Origin of the sequence: Myxococcus sp. CA033, assembly GCF_013336625.1 — a bacterium.
GTDB classification, from domain to species: domain Bacteria; phylum Myxococcota; class Myxococcia; order Myxococcales; family Myxococcaceae; genus Myxococcus; species Myxococcus llanfairpwllgwyngyllgogerychwyrndrobwllllantysiliogogogochensis.
The window spans coordinates 132,008-154,558 of record NZ_JABUMU010000009.1 but is presented as its reverse complement, the minus strand read 5'-3'; the positions used below and the strand labels follow the sequence as shown (position 1 = coordinate 154,558).

At 69.8% G+C, this 22,551-nt stretch carries 20 protein-coding genes; 15 read left to right on the top strand and 5 right to left on the bottom strand.

The window, feature by feature from the left end; all coding sequences use genetic code 11:
• Nucleotides 1-259 precede the first annotated feature (259 nt).
• The 7 genes from HUA78_RS22740 to HUA78_RS22710 all read left to right on the top strand — a co-directional run bounded on the left by HUA78_RS22740 (nucleotide 260) and on the right by HUA78_RS22710 (nucleotide 8,063).
• Nucleotides 260-1,264, top strand: a complete 1,005-nt coding sequence (locus HUA78_RS22740; protein ID WP_174460556.1) for an SDR family oxidoreductase — start codon at nucleotides 260-262, stop codon at nucleotides 1,262-1,264.
• 81 nt (nucleotides 1,265-1,345) lie between these two features.
• On the top strand, nucleotides 1,346-2,350 hold the full coding sequence (locus HUA78_RS22735; protein ID WP_141648625.1) for a diacylglycerol kinase family protein: 1,005 nt from the start codon (nucleotides 1,346-1,348) through the stop codon (nucleotides 2,348-2,350).
• 53 nt (nucleotides 2,351-2,403) lie between these two features.
• Nucleotides 2,404-3,093: an NUDIX hydrolase gene (locus HUA78_RS22730; RefSeq protein ID WP_174477134.1), complete on the top strand. Its 690-nt coding sequence runs from the start codon at nucleotides 2,404-2,406 to the stop codon at nucleotides 3,091-3,093.
• Between the two features lie 275 nt (nucleotides 3,094-3,368).
• Nucleotides 3,369-4,172 (top strand): protein phosphatase 2C domain-containing protein, encoded by an 804-nt coding sequence (locus tag HUA78_RS22725; protein WP_174453701.1) that lies wholly within the window; start codon nucleotides 3,369-3,371, stop codon nucleotides 4,170-4,172.
• A gap of 4 nt (nucleotides 4,173-4,176) precedes the next feature.
• Nucleotides 4,177-6,051 (top strand): hypothetical protein, encoded by a 1,875-nt coding sequence (locus HUA78_RS22720; RefSeq protein ID WP_174477133.1) that lies wholly within the window; start codon nucleotides 4,177-4,179, stop codon nucleotides 6,049-6,051.
• A 36-nt stretch (nucleotides 6,052-6,087) separates the two neighbouring features.
• Entirely contained in the window at nucleotides 6,088-7,152 is a 1,065-nt protein-coding gene (locus HUA78_RS22715; protein ID WP_141648621.1) for a nicotinamidase, read from the top strand.
• A gap of 98 nt (nucleotides 7,153-7,250) precedes the next feature.
• Complete coding sequence (locus tag HUA78_RS22710) at nucleotides 7,251-8,063, top strand: hypothetical protein (RefSeq protein ID WP_174453704.1); 813 nt, start codon at nucleotides 7,251-7,253, stop codon at nucleotides 8,061-8,063.
• Nucleotides 8,064-8,067: 4 nt separating this feature from the next.
• On the opposite strand, the gene HUA78_RS22705 is transcribed toward HUA78_RS22710, so the two are convergent.
• Nucleotides 8,068-8,469: a hypothetical protein gene (locus HUA78_RS22705; RefSeq protein ID WP_141648619.1), complete on the bottom strand. Its 402-nt coding sequence runs from the start codon at nucleotides 8,467-8,469 to the stop codon at nucleotides 8,068-8,070.
• A gap of 68 nt (nucleotides 8,470-8,537) precedes the next feature.
• Nucleotides 8,538-11,282, bottom strand: coding sequence for a CARDB domain-containing protein (locus tag HUA78_RS22700; protein WP_174477132.1), 2,745 nt, complete (start codon nucleotides 11,280-11,282; stop codon nucleotides 8,538-8,540).
• Between the two features lie 525 nt (nucleotides 11,283-11,807).
• Between HUA78_RS22700 and HUA78_RS22695 the strand changes: the two genes are divergently transcribed.
• Nucleotides 11,808-12,998: a glycosyltransferase gene (locus tag HUA78_RS22695; RefSeq protein WP_174477131.1), complete on the top strand. Its 1,191-nt coding sequence runs from the start codon at nucleotides 11,808-11,810 to the stop codon at nucleotides 12,996-12,998.
• A 287-nt stretch (nucleotides 12,999-13,285) separates the two neighbouring features.
• Here the strand turns inward: HUA78_RS22695 and HUA78_RS22690 are convergent, their stop codons facing one another.
• Nucleotides 13,286-14,515, bottom strand: a complete 1,230-nt coding sequence (locus tag HUA78_RS22690) for a glycosyltransferase family 4 protein (protein WP_174477130.1) — start codon at nucleotides 14,513-14,515, stop codon at nucleotides 13,286-13,288.
• A gap of 113 nt (nucleotides 14,516-14,628) precedes the next feature.
• Between HUA78_RS22690 and HUA78_RS22685 the strand changes: the two genes are divergently transcribed.
• From HUA78_RS22685 to HUA78_RS22670, 4 genes are read left to right on the top strand one after another with little or no spacing between them, the layout of a single operon-like run.
• Nucleotides 14,629-15,561, top strand: coding sequence for a hypothetical protein (locus HUA78_RS22685; protein ID WP_174477129.1), 933 nt, complete (start codon nucleotides 14,629-14,631; stop codon nucleotides 15,559-15,561).
• Nucleotides 15,558-16,211: a hypothetical protein gene (locus HUA78_RS22680; RefSeq protein WP_174466425.1), complete on the top strand. Its 654-nt coding sequence runs from the start codon at nucleotides 15,558-15,560 to the stop codon at nucleotides 16,209-16,211. Before HUA78_RS22685 ends, HUA78_RS22680 begins: the two co-directional genes overlap by 4 nt.
• A complete protein-coding gene (locus tag HUA78_RS22675; protein ID WP_141646374.1) occupies nucleotides 16,208-16,582 on the top strand; it encodes a hypothetical protein in 375 nt (124 codons plus the stop codon). The genes HUA78_RS22680 and HUA78_RS22675 overlap by 4 nt, the downstream gene beginning before the upstream one ends.
• Nucleotides 16,582-17,622 (top strand): hypothetical protein, encoded by a 1,041-nt coding sequence (locus tag HUA78_RS22670; RefSeq protein ID WP_174477128.1) that lies wholly within the window; start codon nucleotides 16,582-16,584, stop codon nucleotides 17,620-17,622. Before HUA78_RS22675 ends, HUA78_RS22670 begins: the two co-directional genes overlap by 1 nt.
• Here HUA78_RS22670 and HUA78_RS22665 read toward each other — a convergent pair.
• Nucleotides 17,612-17,995, bottom strand: a complete 384-nt coding sequence (locus HUA78_RS22665) for a serine/threonine protein kinase (RefSeq protein WP_174477127.1) — start codon at nucleotides 17,993-17,995, stop codon at nucleotides 17,612-17,614. The two genes, HUA78_RS22670 and HUA78_RS22665, sit on opposite strands and share 11 nt — an antisense overlap.
• Nucleotides 17,996-18,278: 283 nt before the next feature.
• On the opposite strand from HUA78_RS22665, the gene HUA78_RS22660 reads away from it, so the two are divergent.
• The 3 genes from HUA78_RS22660 (at nucleotide 18,279) to HUA78_RS22650 (ending at nucleotide 21,518) form a co-directional block, all read left to right on the top strand.
• Entirely contained in the window at nucleotides 18,279-19,769 is a 1,491-nt protein-coding gene (locus HUA78_RS22660) for a HAMP domain-containing sensor histidine kinase (RefSeq protein WP_174453711.1), read from the top strand.
• A gap of 100 nt (nucleotides 19,770-19,869) precedes the next feature.
• A complete protein-coding gene (locus HUA78_RS22655) occupies nucleotides 19,870-20,475 on the top strand; it encodes a hypothetical protein (RefSeq protein WP_174453712.1) in 606 nt (201 codons plus the stop codon).
• Nucleotides 20,476-20,531: 56 nt separating this feature from the next.
• Nucleotides 20,532-21,518 (top strand): LysR family transcriptional regulator, encoded by a 987-nt coding sequence (locus HUA78_RS22650; protein WP_174460567.1) that lies wholly within the window; start codon nucleotides 20,532-20,534, stop codon nucleotides 21,516-21,518.
• A 53-nt stretch (nucleotides 21,519-21,571) separates the two neighbouring features.
• On the opposite strand, the gene HUA78_RS22645 is transcribed toward HUA78_RS22650, so the two are convergent.
• Nucleotides 21,572-22,510: a pirin family protein gene (locus HUA78_RS22645; protein WP_174453714.1), complete on the bottom strand. Its 939-nt coding sequence runs from the start codon at nucleotides 22,508-22,510 to the stop codon at nucleotides 21,572-21,574.
• Between the last annotated feature and the right edge of the window lie 41 nt (nucleotides 22,511-22,551).

Here is a 22,551-nt window from a genome sequence, read left to right as displayed (position 1 = left end):
GCCCTCTCCCGCTTCCTCCAAACCACCCCAACCCCTTGCTTTCAGGCCCAGACCCACCGGCGCGGAGTCGTTCCACTTCGGGTGGAACCTCCACGGCTCCGTCTCGGCGCTGGACTCCCGTCCGTGCTCCGGAACCGCTCTGCCGCCCGCTCTCCGGGGGAGCCCCCTGGGGCACGAGGCACTCGCCACCTTCATCCCCATCTTCGCTCAGGGCCAGGAGCCGCCAGCGCGCCGGCTCGCCCAACGGAGGCCAGGGAACATGAAACGGGCATGGAAGAACCGCGTCGTCGTCATCACCGGAGCGTCCAGCGGCATCGGCCGCGCCACCGCGCTCGCCCTCGCGAAGAAGGGCGCCCACCTCGTGCTCGCCGCCCGCCGCGAGGAGCCGCTCGAGGACCTCTCCCGTGAGTGCGTCTCCCTCGGCGTCCGCGCCGTCGCCGTCCCCACCGATGTCTCGGATTCCGCCTCCGTGCAGGCGCTCGCCCAGGAAGCCGTGCGAGCCTTCGGCCGCTTCGACGCGTGGATCAACAACGCCGGCGTCTACCTCATGGGCAGCCTGGAGGAGACCCCCGACGACGCCTTCCGCCAGCTCATGGAGACCAACTTCTTCGGCACCGTCAGCGGCACCCGCGCCGCCGTGACGCAGTTCCGCCGCCAGGGCCACGGCACCCTCGTCAATGTCTCCTCATCCTTCGGCTCCGTCACCGCCCCCTATGTCAGCGCCTACGTCGCCTCCAAACACGCCGTGCGAGGCTTCACCGCCTCCGTCCGCCAGGAACTCCTCGATACCGGCATCCACGTCTGCACCGTGATGCCCGCCGCCATCGACACGCCCCTGTGGCACCACACGGCCAACTACACCGGCTGGCGCGTGCGCCCCGTGGAGCCCGTCTACACCCCCGAACGCGTCGCCCGAGCCATCCTCCGCGTCCTGCGCCAACCCCGCGCCGAAGTCCTCGTCGGCCCCGCCGCCCGCGCCTTCGCCGCCATGCACGGCCTGATGCCGCGGACCTTCGAGCGCACCATGCACGGCGCCACCGAGGCCCTTCACTTCGAGGACGAACGTCAGGGCGCCACCCCCGGCAGCCTGTTCCACCCCATGTCCGAGGGCACCGCCACGTCCGGCGGCTATCACTCCCGGAGCAAGCAAGCCCTGCGCCGCCTGCTCTTCGCCGGGGGACTGGTCGCCACGGCCGCTCTCTTGGGGAGGAGGGAGGCTCGGGGGCGGCTTGGCGCGCGCGTCGCCCACGCACTAGGGGTGTGAGACTCACATTGTCGTCACGGGCCCGGTCCATCGCGGGCCCGTGACCGGGCCATGACACGGCCCGGGGAAAGTCCCGCCGCCATGACCGACATCGCTGTCCTCGTCAATCTGCGTGCACGCCGGGGCTCCGAGGGAGTCGGCGGCCTGGTGCAGCGTTTCCTCCCCAAGGCCCGACTGGCGCTCACCCGCTCGCTCGAAGAGGCCCGGCACTGGATTTCCGAGCTGCGTCCCAACCCGCCCTCGCTCCTGCTGGCCGGAGGCGGTGACGGCACCATCACCGGTCTGCTCAACGAACTGCGCGCGGCGGGCGTGGCCCTGCCGGCCATCGGCGTGCTCCCCATGGGCACTGGCAACGCCTGGGCGCGCGTGACGGGCGCCCCCCGTCCCGCCGTGGCGCTCAAGCAGATCGCCGCCATGCGCGAAGTCCTGCCGCCCACGCGTCCCTTCTCCCTGGTGCGCGTGGAGGGCAAGGTGGCCCCCTTCGCCGGTACGGGCTGGGACGCGGAGATGATTCAGGACTTCAAGGATCAGCTCTCCGCCGCGGGTCCGCTGCGCAGCCAGCAGGCGGGTCTGCGCGGCTACCTCACCGCGATGTTCACCCGGACGGTGCCCCGGCACATGTTCGGCTCCGGCACCCCCCGGGTGTCCGTCTACAACGTGGGCGAGCCCGCCCTCACCGTGGACGCTCGCGGCAACGTGATTCCGGTGCCCAACAGTGAGAAGGGCGCGCTCCTGTACGAAGGGCCCGCGGGCGTGGCCGGAGCCGCCACGACACCCGAGTGGGGATTTGGCTTCAAGGCCTTCCCCTTCGCGCAAACCGTCCCGCACCGGCTCTCCGTTCGCGTCTACAGCGCCGGAGTGCTGGAGGCCACGCGCAACATGTTCAAGCTGTGGCGCGGCGAGCACCCGCTGCCGCACATGCATGACTGGTTCGTCCAGCGCCTGCGCATGGACTTCGACCGCGACGTGCCCTTCCAGATGGGCGGCGACGTCATCGGCATGCGGCGCTCGGTGGAGTTCGACCTGGCCGAGGAGAGCGTCCAGCTCGTCGACTGGCGCAAGCTGTCCCGCATGGTCCACGTGTAGCGCGGCGCGCTCTCGTTGACTCGGGTGTGCTCCGGACACTATGCCGGTGCGCCGTGAGCTACACCTACGAGTACCCGAGACCTTCGTTGACGGTGGACTGCGTCGTCTTCGGCCTGGACGACGATGACCTGAAGGTGCTGCTCATCCAGCGCGGGGTGGAGCCCTTCGAGGGCCGCTGGGCGCTGCCGGGCGGCTTCGTGAAGCTGGACGAGTCGCTCGAGGCCGCCGCGCGGCGCGAGCTGGAGGAGGAGTCCGGTCTGCGCCCCGGGCACCTGGAGCAGCTCTTCACCTTCGGCGAGCCGGACAGGGACCCTCGGGGTCGGGTCATCACCGTGGCGTACTTCGCGCTGGTGAAGCTCAGCGCCCACGCACTGCGCGCCGCCACCGACGCTCGCGAGGCCGCGTGGTTCTCCGTCTGGGATACGCCCAAGCTGGCGTTCGACCACGCGGACATCGTCAACACCGCGCTGCAGCGCCTCAAGGGCAAGGTGCGCTACCAGCCCATCGGCTTCGAGCTCCTGCCGCCCAAGTTCACCCTCACCCAGCTCCAACGCCTGTACGAGGTCGTGCTGGAGCGCGAGCTCGACAAGCGCAACTTCCGCAAGAAAATCCTGGCCATGGACCTCCTGGAGGAGCTGGACGAGGTGGAGCAGGACGTCTCCCACCGCGCCGCGCGCCTCTACCGGTTCGACCACAAGAAGTACCGCCAGCTCGAGAAGGCCGGCTTCAACTTCGAACTCTGACGCCCCGCTGTCCACCCGCGCACGGAGGCCCTGTCCTCCCGTCTGGCCTCCCATTGCATTGACACAGTGTCGTTCGGACACTATGTTGGTGTCGTAGATACACGAACCCGGAGCGAGGCTCCGCGGGACAGCGCCACCAGAGGAGAGGCGCGGCCCGTGGAGTCCCTCTTCGGGGAGCGTGGGAGGCCGCCGCTCCCGGGGAGCCCGGGGGACAGGGCGCGTCACCTTGTCGCACCTTCGCCGTGCCGAGCCCGTTCGCGGGCCACGGGAGAGCCATGTCCTCGCTTCCCTTCGATGTCGCCGCCGCCTCCGTGCAGGGCCGGGAGCATGCGAGGGCGGGGCGCAACAACCAGGATGCCTGGTGCGTGCGCGCCAGCGAGCACGGGCTGGTGGCGGTGGTGGCGGACGGTTGTGGCAGCCAGCCGTGCAGTGAGCTGGGCGCGCAGCTCGGCGTGCGGCGGGTGGCGCAGGCGGCGCTGGTGCGACTGGCGGAAGACGGGCGTGTGGATGAAGCCGGGTTCCTTCCCGGGCTGCGAGAGGACGTGCTGTGTCTGCTGAGTGAGCTCCGGCGGGAGCTCGGCCGCGACACACTGGGGGACTTCCTCTTCACGGTGGTGGGCGCGGTGCTGACGCCCTCTCACACGCTCGTCTTCTCCGCGGGAGATGGGGTGTGGTGCCTCAACGGCGAGGTGCGGGTGCTGGGGCCCTTCGCGAACAATGCACCGCCCTATCTCGCCTATGCCTTGTCGGGTAACGCGGAGACGCCGCTCGTCGCACAGGCCCTGGTGCCCACGCAGGATGTCCGGGTGTTGATGCTCGGGACAGATGGAGTCTCGGACCTGGCGAAGCTGGCGGAGGCGCGCCTTCCCGCGAGCGATGAGCGGGTGGGGGAGCTGTCGCGGTTCTGGACGGAGGACCGCTACTTCACGAACCCGGATGCGCTGCGGCGCCGGCTGGCGATGCTCAACCGAGAGCACGTGCGCGCCGACTTCGAGGCACGGCGCCTGGAGCGAGCGCCGGGCCTGCTCGCGGACGACACGACGATGGTGGTGCTCCGTCGCCGCATGGGGAGGGCGTGACGCCATGGACCTCTGGCTCGAAGGCAAGAAGGTGCGGCTCAATCCCGCGAAGGCGCTGGGCAAGGGCGGCGAAGCGGATGTGTTCGACCTGGGCAAGGGGCGTGCGCTCAAGGTGTTCAAGCAGCCCGAGCATGCAGACTACACGGGGCTCGCCGTCGAACAGGCCGCCGCCCGTGTTCGCCTGGACGAGCATCAACGCAAGCTGCGCGCCTTTCCCATGGGCCTGCCGGGGCGGGTGGTGACGCCGCAGGCGCTCGCCACGGATTCCACGGGACAGAGGGTGCTGGGCTACGCCATGCGCAAGCTGGACGGCGTGGAGTCCCTGCGTCGCTTCGGCGAACCCTCGTTCCGCCGCGTCGGTGCCACGTCCGCTCGCGCAGTCGAAGTGCTGTGTGGGCTGCATCGGACGCTCGCCGGGGTGCATGCCTCGGGCGTGGTGGTGGGCGACTTCAACGATTTGAACGTGCTGGTGACGGGGCACGCGGACGCGCACCTCATCGACGCGGACAGCTTCCAGTTCGGAGGCTTCCTGTGCTCGGTGTTCACCGAGCGCTTCCTCGACCCGGTGCGCCTGGGCGGCGCGACGAGCCTCATCCCCACGCAGCCCGCGTCGGAGGCGAGTGATTGGTATGGCTTCACCGTGGCCGCGATGCAGTCGCTCCTGTGCGTGGGGCCTCACGGTGGGGTGTACCGGGCGAAGTCCCCGGCGGCGCGGGCGACTCCGGCGGGGCGGCTGCTCCAGCGCATCACCGTCTTCCATCCGGAAGTGCAGTACCCGAAGCCCGCGCTCCCGCTGCGCACGCTGCCGGATGACGTGCTCCACCACCTTCACCGCGTCTTCGTGGAGGACCTGCGCTGCGTCTTCCCGCTGCCCCTGCTGGAGGGCCTGCGCTTCACCGCGTGCGCGTCGTGCGGCGTCGAACATGCGCGGAGCGCCTGCCCCACGTGTCAGCCCCACGCGGTGGCGGCGAGCACACCCGTCACCTCGACGCGCGGTCAAGTGACGGCGACGCACCTGTTCTCCACGCGCGGTGTCCTGGTCCACGCGAGCGTGGAGGAGGGAGTCCCACGCTGGCTGTACCACGCGGACGGCGCCTATCGGCGCGAGGACGGACGTGTGGCCTTGCGCGGACCGCTGGACCCCTCCCTGCGCTGGTCGCTGCAAGGGGACGCGACGCTGGTGGGACGCGACGGGGTGGTGGCGGTGCTCGTCCCGGAACGAGCGCCCGAGCGACTGAGCGTGGACGCCCCCGAGGGACGCCCGGCCTTCGCCGCCAATGCGAGACATCGTTACTGGGCGGTGGGCGGCGGACTGTGGCGCGACGGCGCGCATGGTCAGGAGCGCATCGGCGACGTGCTGGAGGGACAGACGCGCTTGTTCGTGGGGCCCCGCTTCGGCCTGGGGTTCCACCGCGCGGGGGGACTGAGGGGCGCGTTCGTCTTCGATGCGGAGCGTCTGGGATTGCGAGACGGACTCGTGTTGCCGTGGCCCTCGGGACAGCTCGTGGACGCGGACTGTGTCTTCGACGGGGCGCTCGCGTGGCTGTTCCTCGCGGAGGAAGCGGCGGGGCGCACACGGCACCACTGCGTGGCGGTGGGCTCGGACGGCGTGGTGCGCGCGAGCGGCGTGGCGGAGGCGGGGGATGGCTCGTGGCTGGGCGGCGCGTTCCGGAGCGGACGGTGCGCGGTGGGGGAGGCGCTGTTCTGCGCGACGGACGCGGGCCTCACCCGCGTGGAGCCACGGCAAGGTCGGCTGGAGGCCGTGCGCGAGTTTCCGGATGCCGAGCCCTTCGTGGACTCGGGTTGTCAGCTCCTGCTGACTCGGCAGGGGTTGTTGGTGGTGGGCAGGCAGGACCTCACCACGCTGCGGATGGCGTGAGCGGACACATTGAGTTCTTCACATGGGGGTAGCGCGATGAAGAAGCACCTGAAGGAACTTCCGATGCCTGGCTTCTACCGGGCGGACCACGCGGGCCAGTACAGCTACGGCCCGGACGCGGGAAGGCTGCAACTGGAGGCGGGCGCGTGGCGGGGCGCGCATGGAGTCACTTCGGCGGCGGCGGATGGGTTCAACCTGCACCTGTTGCTCATCGACGTGCAGAAGGACTTCTGCTTCCCGGAGGGCTCGCTCTACGTCGCGGGGCGCAGCGGACGCGGAGCGGTGGACGACAGCCGCCGAATCGCTGAGTTCATCTACAAGAACCTGGGCACGCTGACGAACGTCACGGCGACGCTGGACACCCACTTCGCGTACCAGATTTTCTTCCCGTCCTTCTGGGTGGACCAGGATGACAAGCCACTCACGCCGTACCGCGAGGTGACGCGCGAGCACATCGAGCGCGGGCAGGCTCGGCCCAACCCCGCGATGGCGAAGTGGCTGTGCGGCGGCAACTACCCCTGGCTGCTCAAGCAGGTGAAGTACTACTGCGAGGAGTTGGAGCGCGCGGGGAAGTACACCCTGTACCTGTGGCCGCCGCACTGCCTCCTGGGCGGCGATGGACACGCGCTGGCTGGCGTGGTGCAGGAGGCGCGGCTGTTCCACTCGTACGCGCGCGGCATGCAGTCCTGGGCGGAGGTGAAGGGCGGCAACCCGTTGACGGAGAACTACTCCGTGCTGCGGCCGGAGGTGATGGGCCGGCATGACGGCCAGCCGCTGGCACAGCGCAACACCCAGTTCCTCAAGACGCTGCTGACGGCGGACGCGGTGGTGATTGGCGGCCAGGCCGCGAGCCACTGCGTGAAGAGCTCCATCGACGACCTGCTCGGAGAAATCGTCGCGCAGGACGCGGCGCTGGCTCGCAAGGTGTATCTGTTGACTGACTGCATGTCCGCGGTGACGGTGCCCGACGGCAAGGGCGGCTTCGCGGCGGACTTCACCCCGCAGGCGGACGCGGCGCTGAAGCGTTTCGCGGATGCGGGCATGCACCTGGTGAAGTCCACGGACCCGCTGGCGAGCTGGCCGGACCTGCGCATCGGCTGAGCTGTCTTTTCATCACGCATATCAAGACCCGACCTTGCTCCGAAGAGAGCGGGCGGGCGGAGCCCTGCCCTCGGAACGGGGGAGAAAGTGAGCTGGACATGAGCAGCACGAGCAAATCGACGTGGGGTGGCCAGACGGCGGTGACGAAGCTCTTCGAGGATGCGCACGCGGAAGGGGTGTTGAGCCCCGCGGGATTGCAGGCGCTGTCGGTGGTGGACCTGGGCGCGCAAATCCAGGCGGGGCTCGGCGTGCGGGTGGAAGACGTGCAGGCCAGCGAGGTGGTACTGGTGACGGTGATGCCAGACGACTCGGGGAGCATCTCCACGAGCGGACACACGAAGACGGTGTGCGATGGGCACAACCTGGTGCTCGACTCGCTGCTGGCGAGCAAGCAGAAGGACGGCGTCCTCTTCCACACGCGGTACCTGAATGGCCACGTGCTCAATCCGTACCGGCCGCTGGAGGACGTGGTGCGGATGCACTCGAAGAACTACAGCGCGGACCAGGGCACGCCCCTGTACGACCAGGCGGTGGTGCTGTTGGGCACGGTGCTGGCGAAGTCCCAGGAGTTCAGCGGCAACGGCGTGCCGGTGCGCACGGTGACGTTGCTGATTACCGACGGCGCGGACATGCACTCGAGCCGCGCCACGGCGAGGGACGTGGCGGCGGTGGTGAACGACCTGCGTCGCGCGGAGAACCACATCGTCGCGGCGATGGGCATCGATGACGGGAGCACGGACTTCCGGCGCGTGTTCCAGGAGATGGGCATCGAGGACAAATGGATTCTGACCCCGGGCGAGACGGCGCAGGAGATTCGCGCGGCCTTCCAGGTGTTCAGCCAGTCCGCGGTGCGGGTGAGCCAGGGGGCCGCGAGCTTCAGCCGCACGGCCCTGGGTGGCTTCGGCCGGTGAGGCGCTATTCGTCCTCTTCTTCGATGTCGCTGAAGACGAACTGGGGCGTGTCGGACAGGGCTTCGAGCACGGCGATGCCCGGCCCAGCATCCATGACTCCTACGGCGTTCGTGTCGAGGTAGATTTCAATGTACCGGGCGTGCTCCAGGTCCTTGACGAGCCTCCAGCGGATGCCGCTTGGGGGAAGCATGTCGCCCTTGCGGTAGCAGGCGACCTCGAAGGAGACGGGGGTGGAGAGCCGTGCCGGGTCGCCTCGGAATATCCGGGCGATGCGTCCTTCCACCACGGCCTCGCCCGGGGTGACGGGCGGGAGCTTGACGCGGTCTACCTCGAGCTGGACGTGCAGCTTCGCATGCAGGGCGCTGCTGACATCGCGACGGGCATAGTCGTCAGGAGAGAGGGCCATGTCCAAAGCCTACCCTGACGAGGCCCGGAGAGGGTTTACTCCCCGGGCCTCCTGACTCCCTGCGTGACTCAGTGAACGCGGGCAGGCGGCAGGTTGGACGGCACCAGGCCCACGGACTTGAGGCCCGCCGTCGGCGCGCACACCAGCGCCTTCAGGTCATCGGCGCGCCGCGTCAGGTCATCGAACGTGCGCACCGACTTCGTCACCGGGTCCGTCACCGTGGTGCCTCGCAGGTAGGGTGACAGCGCCGCCGTCGTCCCTCGCGTTCGAGGGGCCACATGGACGAACTCCGTCTGCGTCTCGCCCGCGTGGCAGCCGCTGCACGTGTTGAGGGAGAACTTGTGGCGCACCTCGTTCGCCACGTTCGGCGCGCGCCAGAAGAAGTCCAGCGGCACCAGCGAGTGGGCCGCCAGGAACGGGAAGCCCCCCATGCTGTCGGGCACCACATGCCGCTCCGCGAGCACGTCCGCGCTGTTCTCCGTCAGGAAGGTGGCCAAAAGCTGCGTGTTCTCGAAGTGCAGCGCCGGCGTCAGCTTCATCGTCGTCGGCATCAGGCCCAGCGGCGAGAGGATGAACTCGCGCATCTCCCACGGCTCCGCGAGCTCGATTTCATTGGTGCGAATCTGGTTCAGCGCGCTGCCCTCGTGCCGACCCGTCATCACCCCTCGCTTCGAGAAGCGGTCCGTGAGCGCCTGGAGCTTCGCGTTGTAGCCCGCGTTTCCAACCTTCAGCGTTCCCAGCTCATGCCAGTCCGTGGCCCAGCGCTGGATGGACTCCGGCGTGGTTCCGGGCAGGGCGTACTCGAGGATGATGGTGAACTCGAGCGGCACACCGCTCGGGTCCACCACGCCGAAGATGAAGCGCCCCTCTCCCGCCTGGAGACCCTGCTCGCGCAGGTCGATGCGGTTGACGATGGCCAGCAGCCGGAACGGCGCCGAGTTGAAGTCCAGCGGCGCCGACGGCCCACCACTGCGCGCCTCCCACGGCCCCAGCACGCGCGTCTGCATCTCCGGACGCGGCGGAATCTCCAGCCCGTTCACGTTCTGCTTCGCGAGCCACGTCTTCAGCCACGCGCGCACCATTGGCGACGGGTCCTGCCCACCGGCCAGCTCGCGCATCACCGTGCCGAAGTGCCACGGCCCACCGGGCGCCGTGCGCACCGGGTCTTCGACGACGGACAGCGCCGTAATCATCAGCTCGCTCGGCTTGTCGATGGTGCACTGGCTGGTGGGCTGGCACACCGTGCGCGACTCGCAGCCGTTGGCCGGCTTGCCGTCGCAGTCGTAGTAGCCCGGCGCGCAGGTGTGGCCACACGTCGCCGCCACGCAGACGCCGTCCGCATAGGGGCCATCCTGGCAGGTGTTGCCACAGGTGCCGCAGTGGTTCGGGTTCGCTGTCAGGTCCACCTCGCACCCGTTGGAGGAGCGACCGTCACAGTCCGCGGTGCCCGGCGGGCAGCGGAGCTCGTACGCGGGCCCTTCCGCGCAGGTGGACACGTTGCCCGAGGCGTCCTTCGCCGCGAGGAACACGCGGTGGCTGCCGCCGGCTCCGAAGGGCGCGGTCGCGGTGAAGCGTCCCTCCGCGTCCGCCTGCACCGTGCGCGCGGGCGTTCCCGTGCACGCGACGTCGATGAAGATGCCCACGGTGGAATGGGGCTCGGCGGTGCCCGTGACGACGAGCTGTCGGCCGTCGTTCAGGTATTGCCACTTCACGTCCGTGACGCGGGGCGGGGCCGGCGGCGTGCCGTCGTTCTGGTACTCCAGGGGATTGGAGCAGGGCGAAGGCGTGGAGTAGCCGCCCGAGTCCTTGGCTCGCGCGGACACCGTCACCTTCTCGTCCCTGGCCACGTTCATCTGGGCGAAGAAGAAGCCGGCGCCATCCGCGGTCAGCGTCTGCTCCGCGGTGCCCTGGCAGGTGGCGTTCCTGAAAATCTCGACGGTGACGCGCGGCTCCGCGCGGCCGTTGAAGATGGGCTGGAGGCTGCCGCCGGGTGAGCCCGGGCTGGTGCTGATCAGCACCGGCGCAATCCGTGGCGTGCCGTCGCCGTAGGGGTAGTCCACGGTGGGGCTGCAGGGCGAGCCATTGCCGACGTCGTCATAGGCGCGCGCGGACCAGGTGGCTCCGGGCGTCGTCGGGACATCGATGGGGACCTCGCAGTAGGCATCGCTGCCCGTGACAGTGCTCGCGACTTCCTGGCCGTAGCAGCCTGGGCCCTCGTACACGCGCACCGTGGCGCCTGCCTCGGTATGGAGGCTGAGGTTGCGCGGCCTCCCGATTCCGGCCTGCGTCCATGCGGGCGCGGGTGTCTCCGGAGGCGTGCGGTCCACGCGGACGGTGTTGCCGAGGCGGACGTTGTTGTCCTCGCGGGTCTCCGTGGCGGCGCCGTCTGGATCCACCCTCGCGCTCAGGAAGTAGCTGCCCTCGGGCGCGGCCCGCGCGCTCACCGAGACGGAGACTTCCCGACATTCGCCGGAGCGGAGGGAGAGGCGGGTGCTGGTGGCCAGGAGGATTTCGCTCGTGCCGGGAGCGGCGGTGGCGGTGAGGAAGAAGGAGGCCTCCGTCGAGCCGGCGCCGCCGCCCTCGTTGCAGAGGCGCGCCCGGGCTCGCAGCTCGCCCGCGCCGAGGGCCGAAGGGCCGGAGACGGACTCCACCTGGAAGTCGGGACCGCCGGACTCGGTGGGGTCGGGCTGGGTGGGGTCGGGCCAGGGCTGGGTGGGGTCCTCGTCCCAGTCCCAGTCGGGCGCCTCGGGCTCCACGATGCAGCCCGCGAGTGTTCCCGCGAGCGCGATTGCCCACCAACGACGCGCGTGCATGTGTGACGTGCCTCCGGGGGAGCCTAGGGGTCCGGCCTTGCTGCGGGGATTGCTCCACCGTGCCCCTGGACGGGGGGCGGCGGGGTTTATTCACGGACAGCGCCAGGAACCCTCACGAGGGGGTGGCGGCGGACAGGCCCATCCCAGAACGAACGTCACTTCTGGGAGGACTGGCTCGCCGTGCCGCAGCTGTCGCACATCTCTGGAGCCCTCGGATTGAACGTGGCCCACGCGTCGTCGCAGTCCCCCGCGTTGGGCGCCGGTCCGCTGTCTTCTCAAGGGGTGCTCCTGCCGTGCTTCAGGGCCCGGCCTCTCGGACGCGGAGCACGGGGGGCGGACCTCTCGCGGGGGCGTGGGGTTGGGTCGACACCCAACGAGGGAGGGCCGTTGAATGGTGTGTTTTGTGGATGTTCAAAGAGGTCGTCTGGACTTGGGCGTTGTCATGTTTTGTTTGTCCAATGGGGACGGAGGGTGCGGTGAGATTCCCGTCGGGTGGGGCGCCCCTGGCCGGGTAGATTCGGGCCCATGGCTGGCTCTCCCCGCGTCCTCCTCCTCGCCGAACGCTTCCCTCCCGATATTGGGGGGCTTGCTCGCAGTGGCGCTCGCACCGCTGGCGCACTGGCTCGACTGGGGGCTCGGGTGGACGTGCTGGCGTGGACACGCACGGCGGCTCCTGGAGCGTTGAGCACGCTGGAGGACGCGGGCGAGGTGACGCCGTTTGCTCGCGGAGTCACGTTGCATCGGCTGGGCCTGTTCGGGAGCAGTGACTTGTCGATGCAACACACGCTCGACGTGCTCGACTTCCTACACACGAAGCGGCGCTATGACCTGGTGTGGGGTCACTACCTGTCGCCGCCGGGCTTTCTCGCCGTCGTCTTCGCCGCCTCGGTGGGGATTGCGTCCACGGTGAGTGCTCGGGGCAATGACGTGGACCAACACATGTTTCCTCCCGGGGATTTCGCCCGGCTCCTATGGACGCTCCAACGCGCGGATGTGCTCACCGCCGCTTCCGCCGACCTGGGAAGGAAGATGGGGTTGTTGCTCGGGAAGGACGCGCAGGTGGAGGTCATCCCCAACGCCGTCGATACCGAGGTGTTCTCACCGGGCCCGGCGGACCCGGTGCTGCGCGAGCGGCTCGGTATCGCCCCGGGTGAGGTGGTGCTCGGGTTCTCGGGGGAGCTGCGTCACAAGAAGGGACTGCCGTTCCTGCTCTCCGCGCTCACGGAAGTGAGGCGTGCCCGGCCCGCGTGTCTGCTCGTCATCGGGGAGGTGCGTCCTCGCGACGCGGAGCACCTCGTTGCCTACCGTGCCGAGCATCCCGAGGACGGTGCTCGCATCCTCGTCTCCGGTGCGCTCGAGACACCGGAGGCCATCGCCGCGCACCTGCGCTTGTGTGATGTGTATCTCCAGCCGTCACTCTGGGAGGGGATGCCCAATGCGCTGCTGGAGGCGATGGCTTGCGCCTGCCCTGTCATCGCCAGTGATGCTGGTGGCATCCCCGAGGCTGTCGACCACCAGCGCAACGGTTTCATCGTGTCCAAGGCCCTGTTGAATCATCTGGGGCAGGCCTGTCTCGACGTGCTGTCACTGTCTCCGGAGCACCGCGCCACGATGGGCGCCGCCGCGCGCAGGCGCATCCTGGAGCGGTTTCAATCCGACGCCGAGGCGGAGGTGCTGCGCCGCGTGCTGGCTCGCGCGGTGCCCAGGGTGGGTTGAGGGCTCGCGCAACGCTCGCCGTAGGTTCCCGATGCGTGAGGCGCGGGCGTCACTTGGAAGCTCAGGCGGTGCGTGCCCGCGCCTTGCCGCCGCCTTGCGAGGCGAGCGAGGCGCGGCTGTCATGTGAAGGCGCAGACTGAGTATTTTCGCGCCTTGCCGCTGCTTTGCGAGGCGAGCGAGGCGCGGCTGTCATGTGAAGAGGCAGACTGCGTGTTTCCGCGTCGTGCCGCTGCCTTGCGAGGCCGTGCGGCTGCTGAGCCGTGTGCTAGGACGCGCCGAGCAACGGTTCACCCTTGCTCTGCTTCGGGACTCAGGCCCTCGTGCCTCCTCTTCATCCCGAGCTGCTCTTCATACGCCACCACCAGCGCCTCACGCGCGCGCGCCCAGGTGAAGTCGCGCTCCACGCGGGCTCGGGCTCTCATGCTGAGCGCGGGCCCCAGCGCTGGATTCGCTCGCAGGTCCTTCACCGCCTCCGCGATGGCCTTCGGTGAGCCCGGCCTCACCAGCAACACCTCATCAGGCCCCGCGAGCGTCCGCACCACCGGCAGGTTCGACGCGATGACCGGCGTGCCCGAGGCCATCGCCTCCAGCAACTTCAACGGACAGCACCCCTGCACGCAGTTGCGGTCATTCACCGGCAACGGCACCAGCACCGCGTCGCATTCATGATGCAACGCCGCCAGCGCGTCCTGCGGCATCGGCTCGCGCAGCTCCACCGCGCCCTCCAACAGCAGGTCTCCACACCGCTCCAACAGCACCCGTCGCTGGTGCTTGCGCAGTGGCCCCACCAGCGTCAGCACCGCGGGCACCTCCGCGCGCAGCAGCCTCAGCGCCTCGATGACGTGGTGCACTCCCTGCCACGACGTCATCGTCCCGCTGTAGAGCAGTCGCACCGGCCGCCCCGGCTCCAGCCCGCGCGGTGTCGCATGACGAAACACCTCCAGCTCCACGCCGTTCGGAATCACCCGCACGCGCGAAGCCTCCGCGCCCCGCTTCACCAGGTACTCCGCCGTCACCTCGCTGGGAGTCACCAGCAGGTCCGCGCGCGCGATGCACACGTCCTCCTGCGCCACCAGCTTGAGCATCAGCTCCGCGTCTTCCGCTACGTCCGGGTGGTGATACTTCAGCTCGATGGACGGCAGCCCGTTCACCTCGAACACCAGCGCGTCCGTCAGCGCTTCCTTCCTGCGCGCTACCGGGTAGCCCTCGAAGATGGAGCGCACGTGGACCACCGAGGCCCGGGGCCTGTCCCTCCACCACGCCGCCAGGTGCGTGCGGAACGACAGCGCCTGCGCCACCAGGTCTCGCCCCCGCGCGTCCAGCGGGTGATACGTCACTCCCTCCACGAGTGGATGCGGGGTCGCGCTCGCGGTGGGTCCGTCTCGGAGCGCCAGCAGGTCCACGCCCCCGAAGGCCGCGCCCAGGGCCTCCACGAAGGCCCGGATGTGCACGGCCGCTCCCTTGGGCGCGGGGAATCGGTCGAAGGAGGCGTAGACGATGCCGGACGCGGAAGCCACGGCCCGCGTGGTATCGCGGCTCACCCGGCTCGGCAAACCGGGAGGTTTGCCCCTCTCCCCGCCGACCCATACACTCCGCGCTCGTTCCTGGCTCCGAAGGGGAGCTTTCCGCCTTGGCCTTCGACATCGACCGCTTCCGTGTGGAGAAGCGCTACCGCAACACCGCGCCCGTCTCCGAGCTGATGGAAGACCTGGGCTTCCTCGCGCGCTTCGACGGGGAGATGGCTGTCCTCAAGCGCCAGTGGCAGCGACGGGCCTTCATCGTGGGCGGCGTGGGCGTGGGCCTGTTCTTCCTGTCGTCCCTCGCCAACAACCTCCTCGACTCCGAGCAGCCCGCCCCCTCGTGGCTGAACGGCTTGGTGCCAGGAGGCATCGGCCTGCTGGTCGTCGCGGTCGTCCTCCTGGTCAAGGCCTCCCGGTTCGGCCGGAACGATCTGGAGGACCGTCGCTACGGGCTGCCCACGCTGTTGCTGCGACGGCTGGGCCGCGACATCGCTCCCGAGGAGCCCGTGTCACTGGAGCTGGACTTCCATCCCATCGACCACAAGGCCAAGTGGAAGCGCAAGGGCATGGCGGGCACGTGGAAGACGAATGAGTTCGAGGACCCGTGGCTGTCGCTCCAGGCCCGCCTGCGCGATGGCACGCACCTGCGCCTCGGCATGACCGAGTGGCTCCAGAAGCGCTCCCGCACCAAGCGCAATGCGCGGGGCAAGTACAAGATGAAGAGCAAGCAGAAGAGCGGCTCGTACCTCCAGGTCCAGCTTCGCGTGAAGCCGGAGCGCCACCCCGAGCTCACCCGGTTGCAAGGCGCGGCCCGCGAGGCGGTGAAGCTCCCGCCGACGGTGGCGCTCACGAAGTTGCAGGTGTCCGAGGACCGGCTCAGCCTCCGCGCCCGGATGGACTCCGATTGGGAAGCGACGGAGACCGTGTCCACGCAGTCGCGGGACGCGACGCGCGCGTGCCTCATGATGCTGTTGAGCCTCTACCAGGTGCTCAACTTCTCCACCTCCCAGCGCAAGCACCACCCCGCGAGGGCTTCCCGATGACGTTCCGCGCGCTCCTGCTGAGCCTCCTCCTCACCGCCGCCTGCTCGCGTCCCTCGAACTCCGAGGCCCCGTCGACCCAGACGCAGTCCGCCTCCGCGGGCGACGAGGTCCCCCTCCCGGGCAAGCTCAAGTTCAAGGACGCGGACGACCGCGAGCGCTTCTCGCTCAAGCCCAAGGACGACGGCGCCAAGCTGGTGGACGGCGACGACCGCGAGCTGGCCCGCTTCAAGTGGAAGGGCACCGCCCTCAAGGTGTCCGGCCCGGATGACACGGCGCTGGGCTACGTCCTCGGCTCGGCGGGTGGCGCGCTCACCGTGCGCGACGGAGCGCAGCGGCAGGTGCTCTACACCCTCGCGCGACAGGGCTCCGGCTGGCGGCTCACCGACGCGAAGGGCGCGCTGCTCTACACCGTGTCCTCGGACGACGAGGGCGCGCGCATCCAGGATGCCTCCGGCGCCGAGGTCGCCCGCGTGAAGGTGCGCGAGGGCAAGGTGTCGCTCCGGGAGCCCGGTGGCAAGACGCTGCTCGCCACCAAGTCGCTGGTGCGCGCGGACGCGGCGGCCTGTCTCGCCTTCGAGAAGCTGGACCTGCCCTTCCGCGTGGCGCTGCTCCATCAAATCCAGACGCCGCCGTCCGGGTCCGCGCCATGAGCCCCTTCTCCAACGAGGGCTGTGAGGTGAGCACGGGCTTCCTGTTCTCCCATCCGTGTGGACTGCCCGCGGGCGCCCTGTGCCCGCGCTGCGGCAAGAGCGTCTGTGACGCGCACCTGACGACCCAGCAAGAGGCGCTCGTCTGCACGGGCTGCGCGATGTTGGGCGACGAGGACCCGGAGGACGACGGCTCGACGACCACCGACTCGGACGACGCGAGCGCCTACTACGACGACTACGGCTACTACGGGTCGGGCTCCTCGTGGGCGCGGGGCTCCTCGAAGGACCCGCACGACTTCACCGAGGCCGACGGCGAGAGCCTGCGGCACGAGGACGACTCCTCCTTCGAGGAGGACCTGGGCGGAAGCTGATGGCGGGCGCGCGCTGGCTCATCTACGCGTTGGGCGGAGGCATGGGTCACTTCACCCGGGCCTGTGGACTCGCGCGCGTGGCGGCCCGACGGGGACACCGCGTCACCGTGGTGACCAACAGCGTCTTCGCTCCGGACGTGCCGCTGGAGGACGTGCTGGGCGCCGGAGCCCATGTGCACCGGCTGAACCCGGACCTGGCCAAATCCGCCGTGCGCGAGGCGGTGGAGTGTCTGCTCGACGGCGTGCGCCCGGAGGTCCTCGTGGTGGACACCTTCCCGCGCGGCCTCGCGGGGGAGCTGGCGCCCATGCTGCCCGGACTGCGCATGGGCAAGGTGCTGGTGCACCGGGACTTGAATCCCACGTATGTGGCGCGCTTCAACGTCGCGGCGGCGGTGGAGGACTTCGACCTGCTGCTCGTCCCCGGTGAGGACGCGCCCTTCTCCCAGCACCCGCGCGCCGTGCGCACCGCGCCCTGGCTCCTCTTGGAGCGCGATGAATGGCTGAGCCGCGCGCAGGCCCGTGAGCGGCTGGGCGTGGCCGCGGATGATATCCGTCCGCTGGTCGCGGTGATGGGCAGTGGCAACGCGGAGGAGGTGGCGGAGGCGGGCGCCATCGCCACGCGGCTCCAGGAGCGACTCGGGGCTTCGGCGCCGGTGCGGTGGCTCGCGCCTCCGGGGCCTTGGTTCCCCGTCCGCGCTCCGAGCAGCGGCGCGCCCGAGCGCAACCTGCTCCAGCCCGTGCGCGTGTGGCCCGCGCTCGCGGTGATGCCCGGGGTGGACATCCTGGTGGGCGCGGGCGGGTACAACACCGTGCAGGAGGCGCGCGTGACAGGCACGCCGCTGGTGGCCCTGGCTCGCGCTCGCCGCTACGACAGGCAGGCGGTGCGGCTGCGTCCGGAGGAGCTGGCCCGCACCGAAGCGGAGTTGATGGAGCGAGTCGCCGCGCTGGTGGGGCCCCGCTCCGCGCGCGCGCCGGAAACCTACTCCGGGGGCGCCAGGGACGCGGTGGCGCTCATCGAGCGCACCGTGCTCAATGCTTGAGGTCCTTGTGGCCCGGCGCCGGGTCGATGCCGTGCGCCATGATGAAGTGGTAGACGACCTGCGGGTCTTCCTTCGGCCCGCTCATCAGCTCCACCAGGAAGTGGCCTTGCGTGCCTGAGTCCGGGTCCGGGGCCACGTTCACCTCGGTGACCTCGCGGCCCGCGATAACCAGCTCCCCCACGAGCACCTTGCCCTTGAGCACCTGGATGATGTGCTGACGCTCCTCCTCCAGCAGCAGCCAGTGGAAGTCGTCGTGGTCGTACAGCATCGCGTCGACGGAGCCGCACCGGAGGATGCATTGGGTGTGTTCCTGGAGCCAGCGCCAGAAACCATCGAATTTCAGGGTACGTACCGGTTGGGGGAGCATGTCCATGGTGACCTCGCGCGCGCGGCCAGGGGGGCTCACGCTCGCCCGCCACGTCCGGCCTTCCCTAGCACGATTGCCCTCTCCCGGTGCTGACGCCGTGCGGGGAACCCCCCACCATGCCCGGCTGCTGTCCACTCCGTGAATCCCCCACGTCCTGGGCTTGTTCCTCCAGTCATGAAGGGGGCGTCCCATCCACATCCGTCCCCGGCTTCAGCGAGGTCCCAATCGTGAGCTTCCCCGCCCAGAGCCAGGTCGTTCGTGGAGTCCGTCCGCCGTGCCAGGAGGCGACATGAGTCTGCGCGCCTGGCTCGCCGCCATCATGGGCGGCCTCGCCCTGCTGACGCTCGTGGCCGCCACCGCGCTCATCGTCCTGACGAACGCGCAGAACCACTCGGCGAACACGCTCGGCAACTCCGTGGAGGGACTCCATCTGGCGGAGGAGCTGGAAATCGACCTGCTCATCCATTTCCGGCTCAGCGGCGTGACGGGCCCGGTGGAGGTGACGTCCGAGCGCATCCGGGGCAGGACGCTCCAGAGCATCGAGTCCTCGTTCCCCCGGTTGCTGGAGGGCCTCAATCGCAGTGCCTTCGGCGCCCCGGAGCAGGCGCTCATCCGGGAGGTGGATGAGCACTTCAGGCAGTACCTCGCCACCCAGCGAGAGGCCGCTCGGCTGCCCCTGCGACAGCGCGCCCAGCGGGTGATTCCCGCGCTGGATGCCTCGCTGGATTCGCTGGAGCGGCTGGTCCAGCTCAACGTGGAGGAGGCCCGGACGGCGCGCGAGTCCTCGGCGGACCTCAACCGGATGGGCAACACCGTGGGTCTGGTGCTGTGTGGCCTCCTGCTGGTGGGCCTGGTGACCGGCACCTATCTGTTGCGACGCATCGCCTGGCAACCCCTGCGGGACATCAGCCAGTCCATGCGCCGCTTCGGCGCGGGACGCAAGCGCACCCGCGCGCCGGTGGCGGGCCCCACCGAGCTGCGCGACATGGCGCGCACCTTCAACGAGATGGCCAACAGCCTCACGCACCAGCAGGAGCAGCAGCTCGCCTTCCTCGCGGGCGTGGCCCATGAGCTGCGCAATCCGCTGTCCGCGCTGAAGCTGTCCACCGCCCTCACCGAGCGAACGCGCGCGCAGCTCACGCCGGAGCGCATGCAGCGCACGCTCGCGCTGGTGGGACGGCAGGTGGAGCGCCTGGACCGGATGGTGGGGGACCTGCTCGACTCCACCCGCATCGAGGCGGGCAAGCTGGAGCTGCGGCCCGAGGTGCGAGACGCGCGCGAGCTGGCGCGGGGCGTGGTGGAGCTGTATCGCTCCAGCGACGGCGGGCACGTGCTCCAGCTCGACGTGCCGGAGACGCCCCTGCTGGTGCGCGTGGACCCGGACCGGCTGGAGCAGGTCATGGCCAACCTGGTCAGCAACGCGCTGAAGTACTCGCCGTCCGGCAGTCGCGTGGACGTGGCGGTGCGCCGCGATCAGGAGGACGTGCTCCTGCTCGTGAAGGACCAGGGCATCGGCGTCACCGAGGAGGAGAAGGGCATGCTGTTCGCCCCCTTCCAGCGGCTGGGCGATGCCCGGAGCAAGCGCGCGCCGGGGGTGGGGCTGGGGCTGTCCGTCGCGCGGCGCATCGTCGAGGCCCATGGCGGGCGCATCGAGGTGGAGAGCACGCCCGGGGTGGGCTCCACGTTCTGCGTCCGGCTGGCCCTCGCCACCCAGGAGGCGGGGGGCGCCGTGGAGCTCCCGGCGGCCACGGCGCCGGTGCCTCCGGACGCCCTGCACTAGACGCAAAGCGTTGCGTGCCGCGCTTCCGTCGGAGAGGCTGGGTGCGCCAGGGAGGCGTCGGACGTACCTTCCGGGCTCCATGACAGGAGTCGCCTGGAACATGAAGATTTCGCGCCGAGTCGCGCCGCTCGCCATCCTGCTCTCCGTGGGAGGACTGGGGGCGTGTGCCTCCCGCCAACCGGCGCCCGAGGCCCAGGCCGCGCGGCCTTCCTCCGCCACGCCCGCCTCTGTCATCCAGTCCACGGAAGGGGGCTTCTCCGTCGCCCTGCCGGGGCCGGTGAGTGAGGAGCGCCGCTCCCAGGTCACCGATGTGGGCGAGGTGACACTCCACACGTTCATCGCCGTCCGTCCGGAGTCGGACACGGCGTACTACGTCTCGTACACGGACTTCCCCGCGGCGGCGGTGTCGCAGGCGAAGCCGAGCGACGTGGTGTCCCGCGCCAGCCTGGGTGCGCTGGAGGCCCTGGGCGCCACGGGTGTCTCCTCGAAGCCCCTGACGCTGGAGGGCTTCCCGGGTTGGGAGGTGGAAGGAGTCTCCGGGCCGCGTCGGCTGCGAGGCCGCTTCTACCTGGTGGGCCCCCGGCTCTATCAGCAACTGCTGCTGCATCCCGAGGGCAAGCCGCCCCAGGACGCGGAGGGCTTCTTCGAGTCCTTCCGCCTGGACCCCCAGGTGGCGGCCATGCTGTCGGGCGCGCAGCGCTCCTGAGTACGCGGGGCCGGGTGTTCCGGTGATGCGGGCGGGTGCGGTATGCCAGCCCCGCGATGAATCTCTCGGCCATCGACCTCAACCTGTTCCTCGTGCTGCACGCGGTGCTGGAGACGGGGAGCGCCACGGGTGCGGCGCGGCAGCTCCACGTCACGCAGTCGGCGGTGAGCAACGCGCTGGCCCGGCTGCGGGAACTCTTGGGAGACCCGCTGCTGGTGCGTCAGGGAAAGGGGCTGGTGCCCACGCCTCGCTGTGAAGAGCTGAGGCCGCTGCTCAACAACGCGGTGGCGCAGCTCCAGGTGGCCGTGGATGGCCAGCGCTTCCAGCCGGAGGAGAGCACGCGCCGCTTCACGCTGGCCTGCGGTGACAATCAGGATGTCTGCGACGTGCCCCGCATCGTCGAGGCCTTCGCGCACCGCATGCCGCAGGCGCAGCTGCGCGTGGTGAGCATCGACTTCCTGGTCGCGTCGGATGGAATGGGGACGGGGGAGGTGGATGTCGCGCTGGGGCCCCGGATGGTGGCCACTCGGGAGGGCTTCTGCGTGGAGGACCTGTACCTGGAGGAGGTGGCCTTCGTCGTGCGCAAGGACCACCCGCTCATCCCTGGGACGGTGCTGACGCGGGAGGCGTTCAACGCCTGCAAGCACATCGACATCGTCATCACCCAGGGCCGTCCGGGCGTGGGGCGCTCCATGTTCGAGCGGTTCCGCAAGGAGAACGGCCTGGAGTACAGCTCGGCGCTCGCCGTCTCCCACTTCATCGCCGCGGGCATGGCCGCGACGCGCACGGACTACGTCGCGGGAATGCCGGGACGCACGGCGGAGGTCCTCTGCGCCATGCTCCCGCTGAAGCGCCTGCGGTTCATGCCCGCGCCTCCGCCCATGACGATGTCGCTCATGTGGCACACCCGCACGGACGCGGACCCTGGCTCGCGCTACTTCCGGCAGTTGCTGTTCGATGTGCTGAAGGACATGCCGGCGACTCGCGCGGAGCCGCGAGCGAAGCCGCCCACGAGCCCCGCGCGCCGCGCCCGGAGCCGCTGACGCCCGCCGGACTCGGTGGTCCGGGGGCGCCCGCATGCTTCAGTCCCGCGCTGTCATGAAGTGCTCGCCGCGTCCTCGGGGAGCTCGCCGAACTTGCCGGACTCGAAGTCGTGAATGGCCTGGAGCACTTCGCGCTGGCTGTTCATGACGAACGGGCCCAGATGGACGATGGGCTCGCGCAGGGGCTCACCCGCGAGGACGATGAGATGCGTGTCCGTTTCGGCACGCAGGGACAGGAACTCGCCGTCGTTGGCGAAGAGCGCGAGCTCGCCCTCGGTGGCCGTCTCACCGCCGGAAGTCACGCGACCGGAGGCGACGAGCACGATGGCGTTGTGGTGCTTCGGCAAGGGAATTTGGAGGTCCGTCCCCGCGCGCAGTCGCACGTCGAGCATTGAGATGGGCGTGAAGGTCCGCGCGGGACCCTGGGTGTCGTTGAAGTTGCCCGCGATGACTCGCACCGTTCCGCCCTCGACGGGGACGGTGGGAATCTGCGCCGCGGTGATGGGCTGGTAGCCCGGCGCGGCCCGCTTGTGAGCGCGGGGAAGGTTCACCCAGACCTGAAGCATCTCGAAGACGCCACCGCGTCGGGAGAAGGCATGCTCATGGTACTCCTCGTGGAGGATGCCGGACGCGGCCGTCATCCATTGCACGTCACCCGGGCCGATGACGCCCGAGTGGCCCGCGTTGTCTCGATGCGCGACGTTGCCCTCGAACGCGAGCGTGACGGTTTCGAAGCCGCGATGCGGATGCCAGCCGACGCCCCGCTGACCCTTCGCGAGGGGCGGGTAGTGATGCGGCGGATGGTGGTCCAGCAGCAGGAAGGGGCTGACACGTTCCTGGGACACGCCCCCGCTGGGGACGAGCGTCTTCACGCGGAAGCCGTCGCCGACCCAGTGGAAGGGCCCGCCGCCGTGGACGCTCTCGAGCGTCCGCGCACGGGGAAGCGCGTGGGGAACGGTGGGGGGAGTCAGTGTCTGTGTCGTGGTGCTCATGACACAGAACGTAAGGGTGGAAGCGGAGGTGTAAATCGCTC

Coding starts and splice junctions, on each gene's coding strand:
- HUA78_RS22740 (WP_174460556.1), top strand. CDS start 260: ATGAAACGGGCATGGAAGAACCGCGTCGTCGTCATCACCGGAGCGTCC.
- HUA78_RS22735 (WP_141648625.1), top strand. CDS start 1,346: ATGACCGACATCGCTGTCCTCGTCAATCTGCGTGCACGCCGGGGCTCC.
- HUA78_RS22725 (WP_174453701.1), top strand. CDS start 3,369: ATGTCCTCGCTTCCCTTCGATGTCGCCGCCGCCTCCGTGCAGGGCCGG.
- HUA78_RS22720 (WP_174477133.1), top strand. CDS start 4,177: ATGGACCTCTGGCTCGAAGGCAAGAAGGTGCGGCTCAATCCCGCGAAG.
- HUA78_RS22715 (WP_141648621.1), top strand. CDS start 6,088: ATGAAGAAGCACCTGAAGGAACTTCCGATGCCTGGCTTCTACCGGGCG.
- HUA78_RS22710 (WP_174453704.1), top strand. CDS start 7,251: ATGAGCAGCACGAGCAAATCGACGTGGGGTGGCCAGACGGCGGTGACG.
- HUA78_RS22705 (WP_141648619.1), bottom strand. CDS start 8,469: ATGGCCCTCTCTCCTGACGACTATGCCCGTCGCGATGTCAGCAGCGCC.
- HUA78_RS22700 (WP_174477132.1), bottom strand. CDS start 11,282: ATGCACGCGCGTCGTTGGTGGGCAATCGCGCTCGCGGGAACACTCGCG.
- HUA78_RS22695 (WP_174477131.1), top strand. CDS start 11,808: ATGGCTGGCTCTCCCCGCGTCCTCCTCCTCGCCGAACGCTTCCCTCCC.
- HUA78_RS22680 (WP_174466425.1), top strand. CDS start 15,558: ATGACGTTCCGCGCGCTCCTGCTGAGCCTCCTCCTCACCGCCGCCTGC.
- HUA78_RS22675 (WP_141646374.1), top strand. CDS start 16,208: ATGAGCCCCTTCTCCAACGAGGGCTGTGAGGTGAGCACGGGCTTCCTG.
- HUA78_RS22670 (WP_174477128.1), top strand. CDS start 16,582: ATGGCGGGCGCGCGCTGGCTCATCTACGCGTTGGGCGGAGGCATGGGT.
- HUA78_RS22665 (WP_174477127.1), bottom strand. CDS start 17,995: ATGGACATGCTCCCCCAACCGGTACGTACCCTGAAATTCGATGGTTTC.
- HUA78_RS22660 (WP_174453711.1), top strand. CDS start 18,279: ATGAGTCTGCGCGCCTGGCTCGCCGCCATCATGGGCGGCCTCGCCCTG.
- HUA78_RS22655 (WP_174453712.1), top strand. CDS start 19,870: ATGAAGATTTCGCGCCGAGTCGCGCCGCTCGCCATCCTGCTCTCCGTG.
- HUA78_RS22650 (WP_174460567.1), top strand. CDS start 20,532: ATGAATCTCTCGGCCATCGACCTCAACCTGTTCCTCGTGCTGCACGCG.
- HUA78_RS22645 (WP_174453714.1), bottom strand. CDS start 22,510: ATGAGCACCACGACACAGACACTGACTCCCCCCACCGTTCCCCACGCG.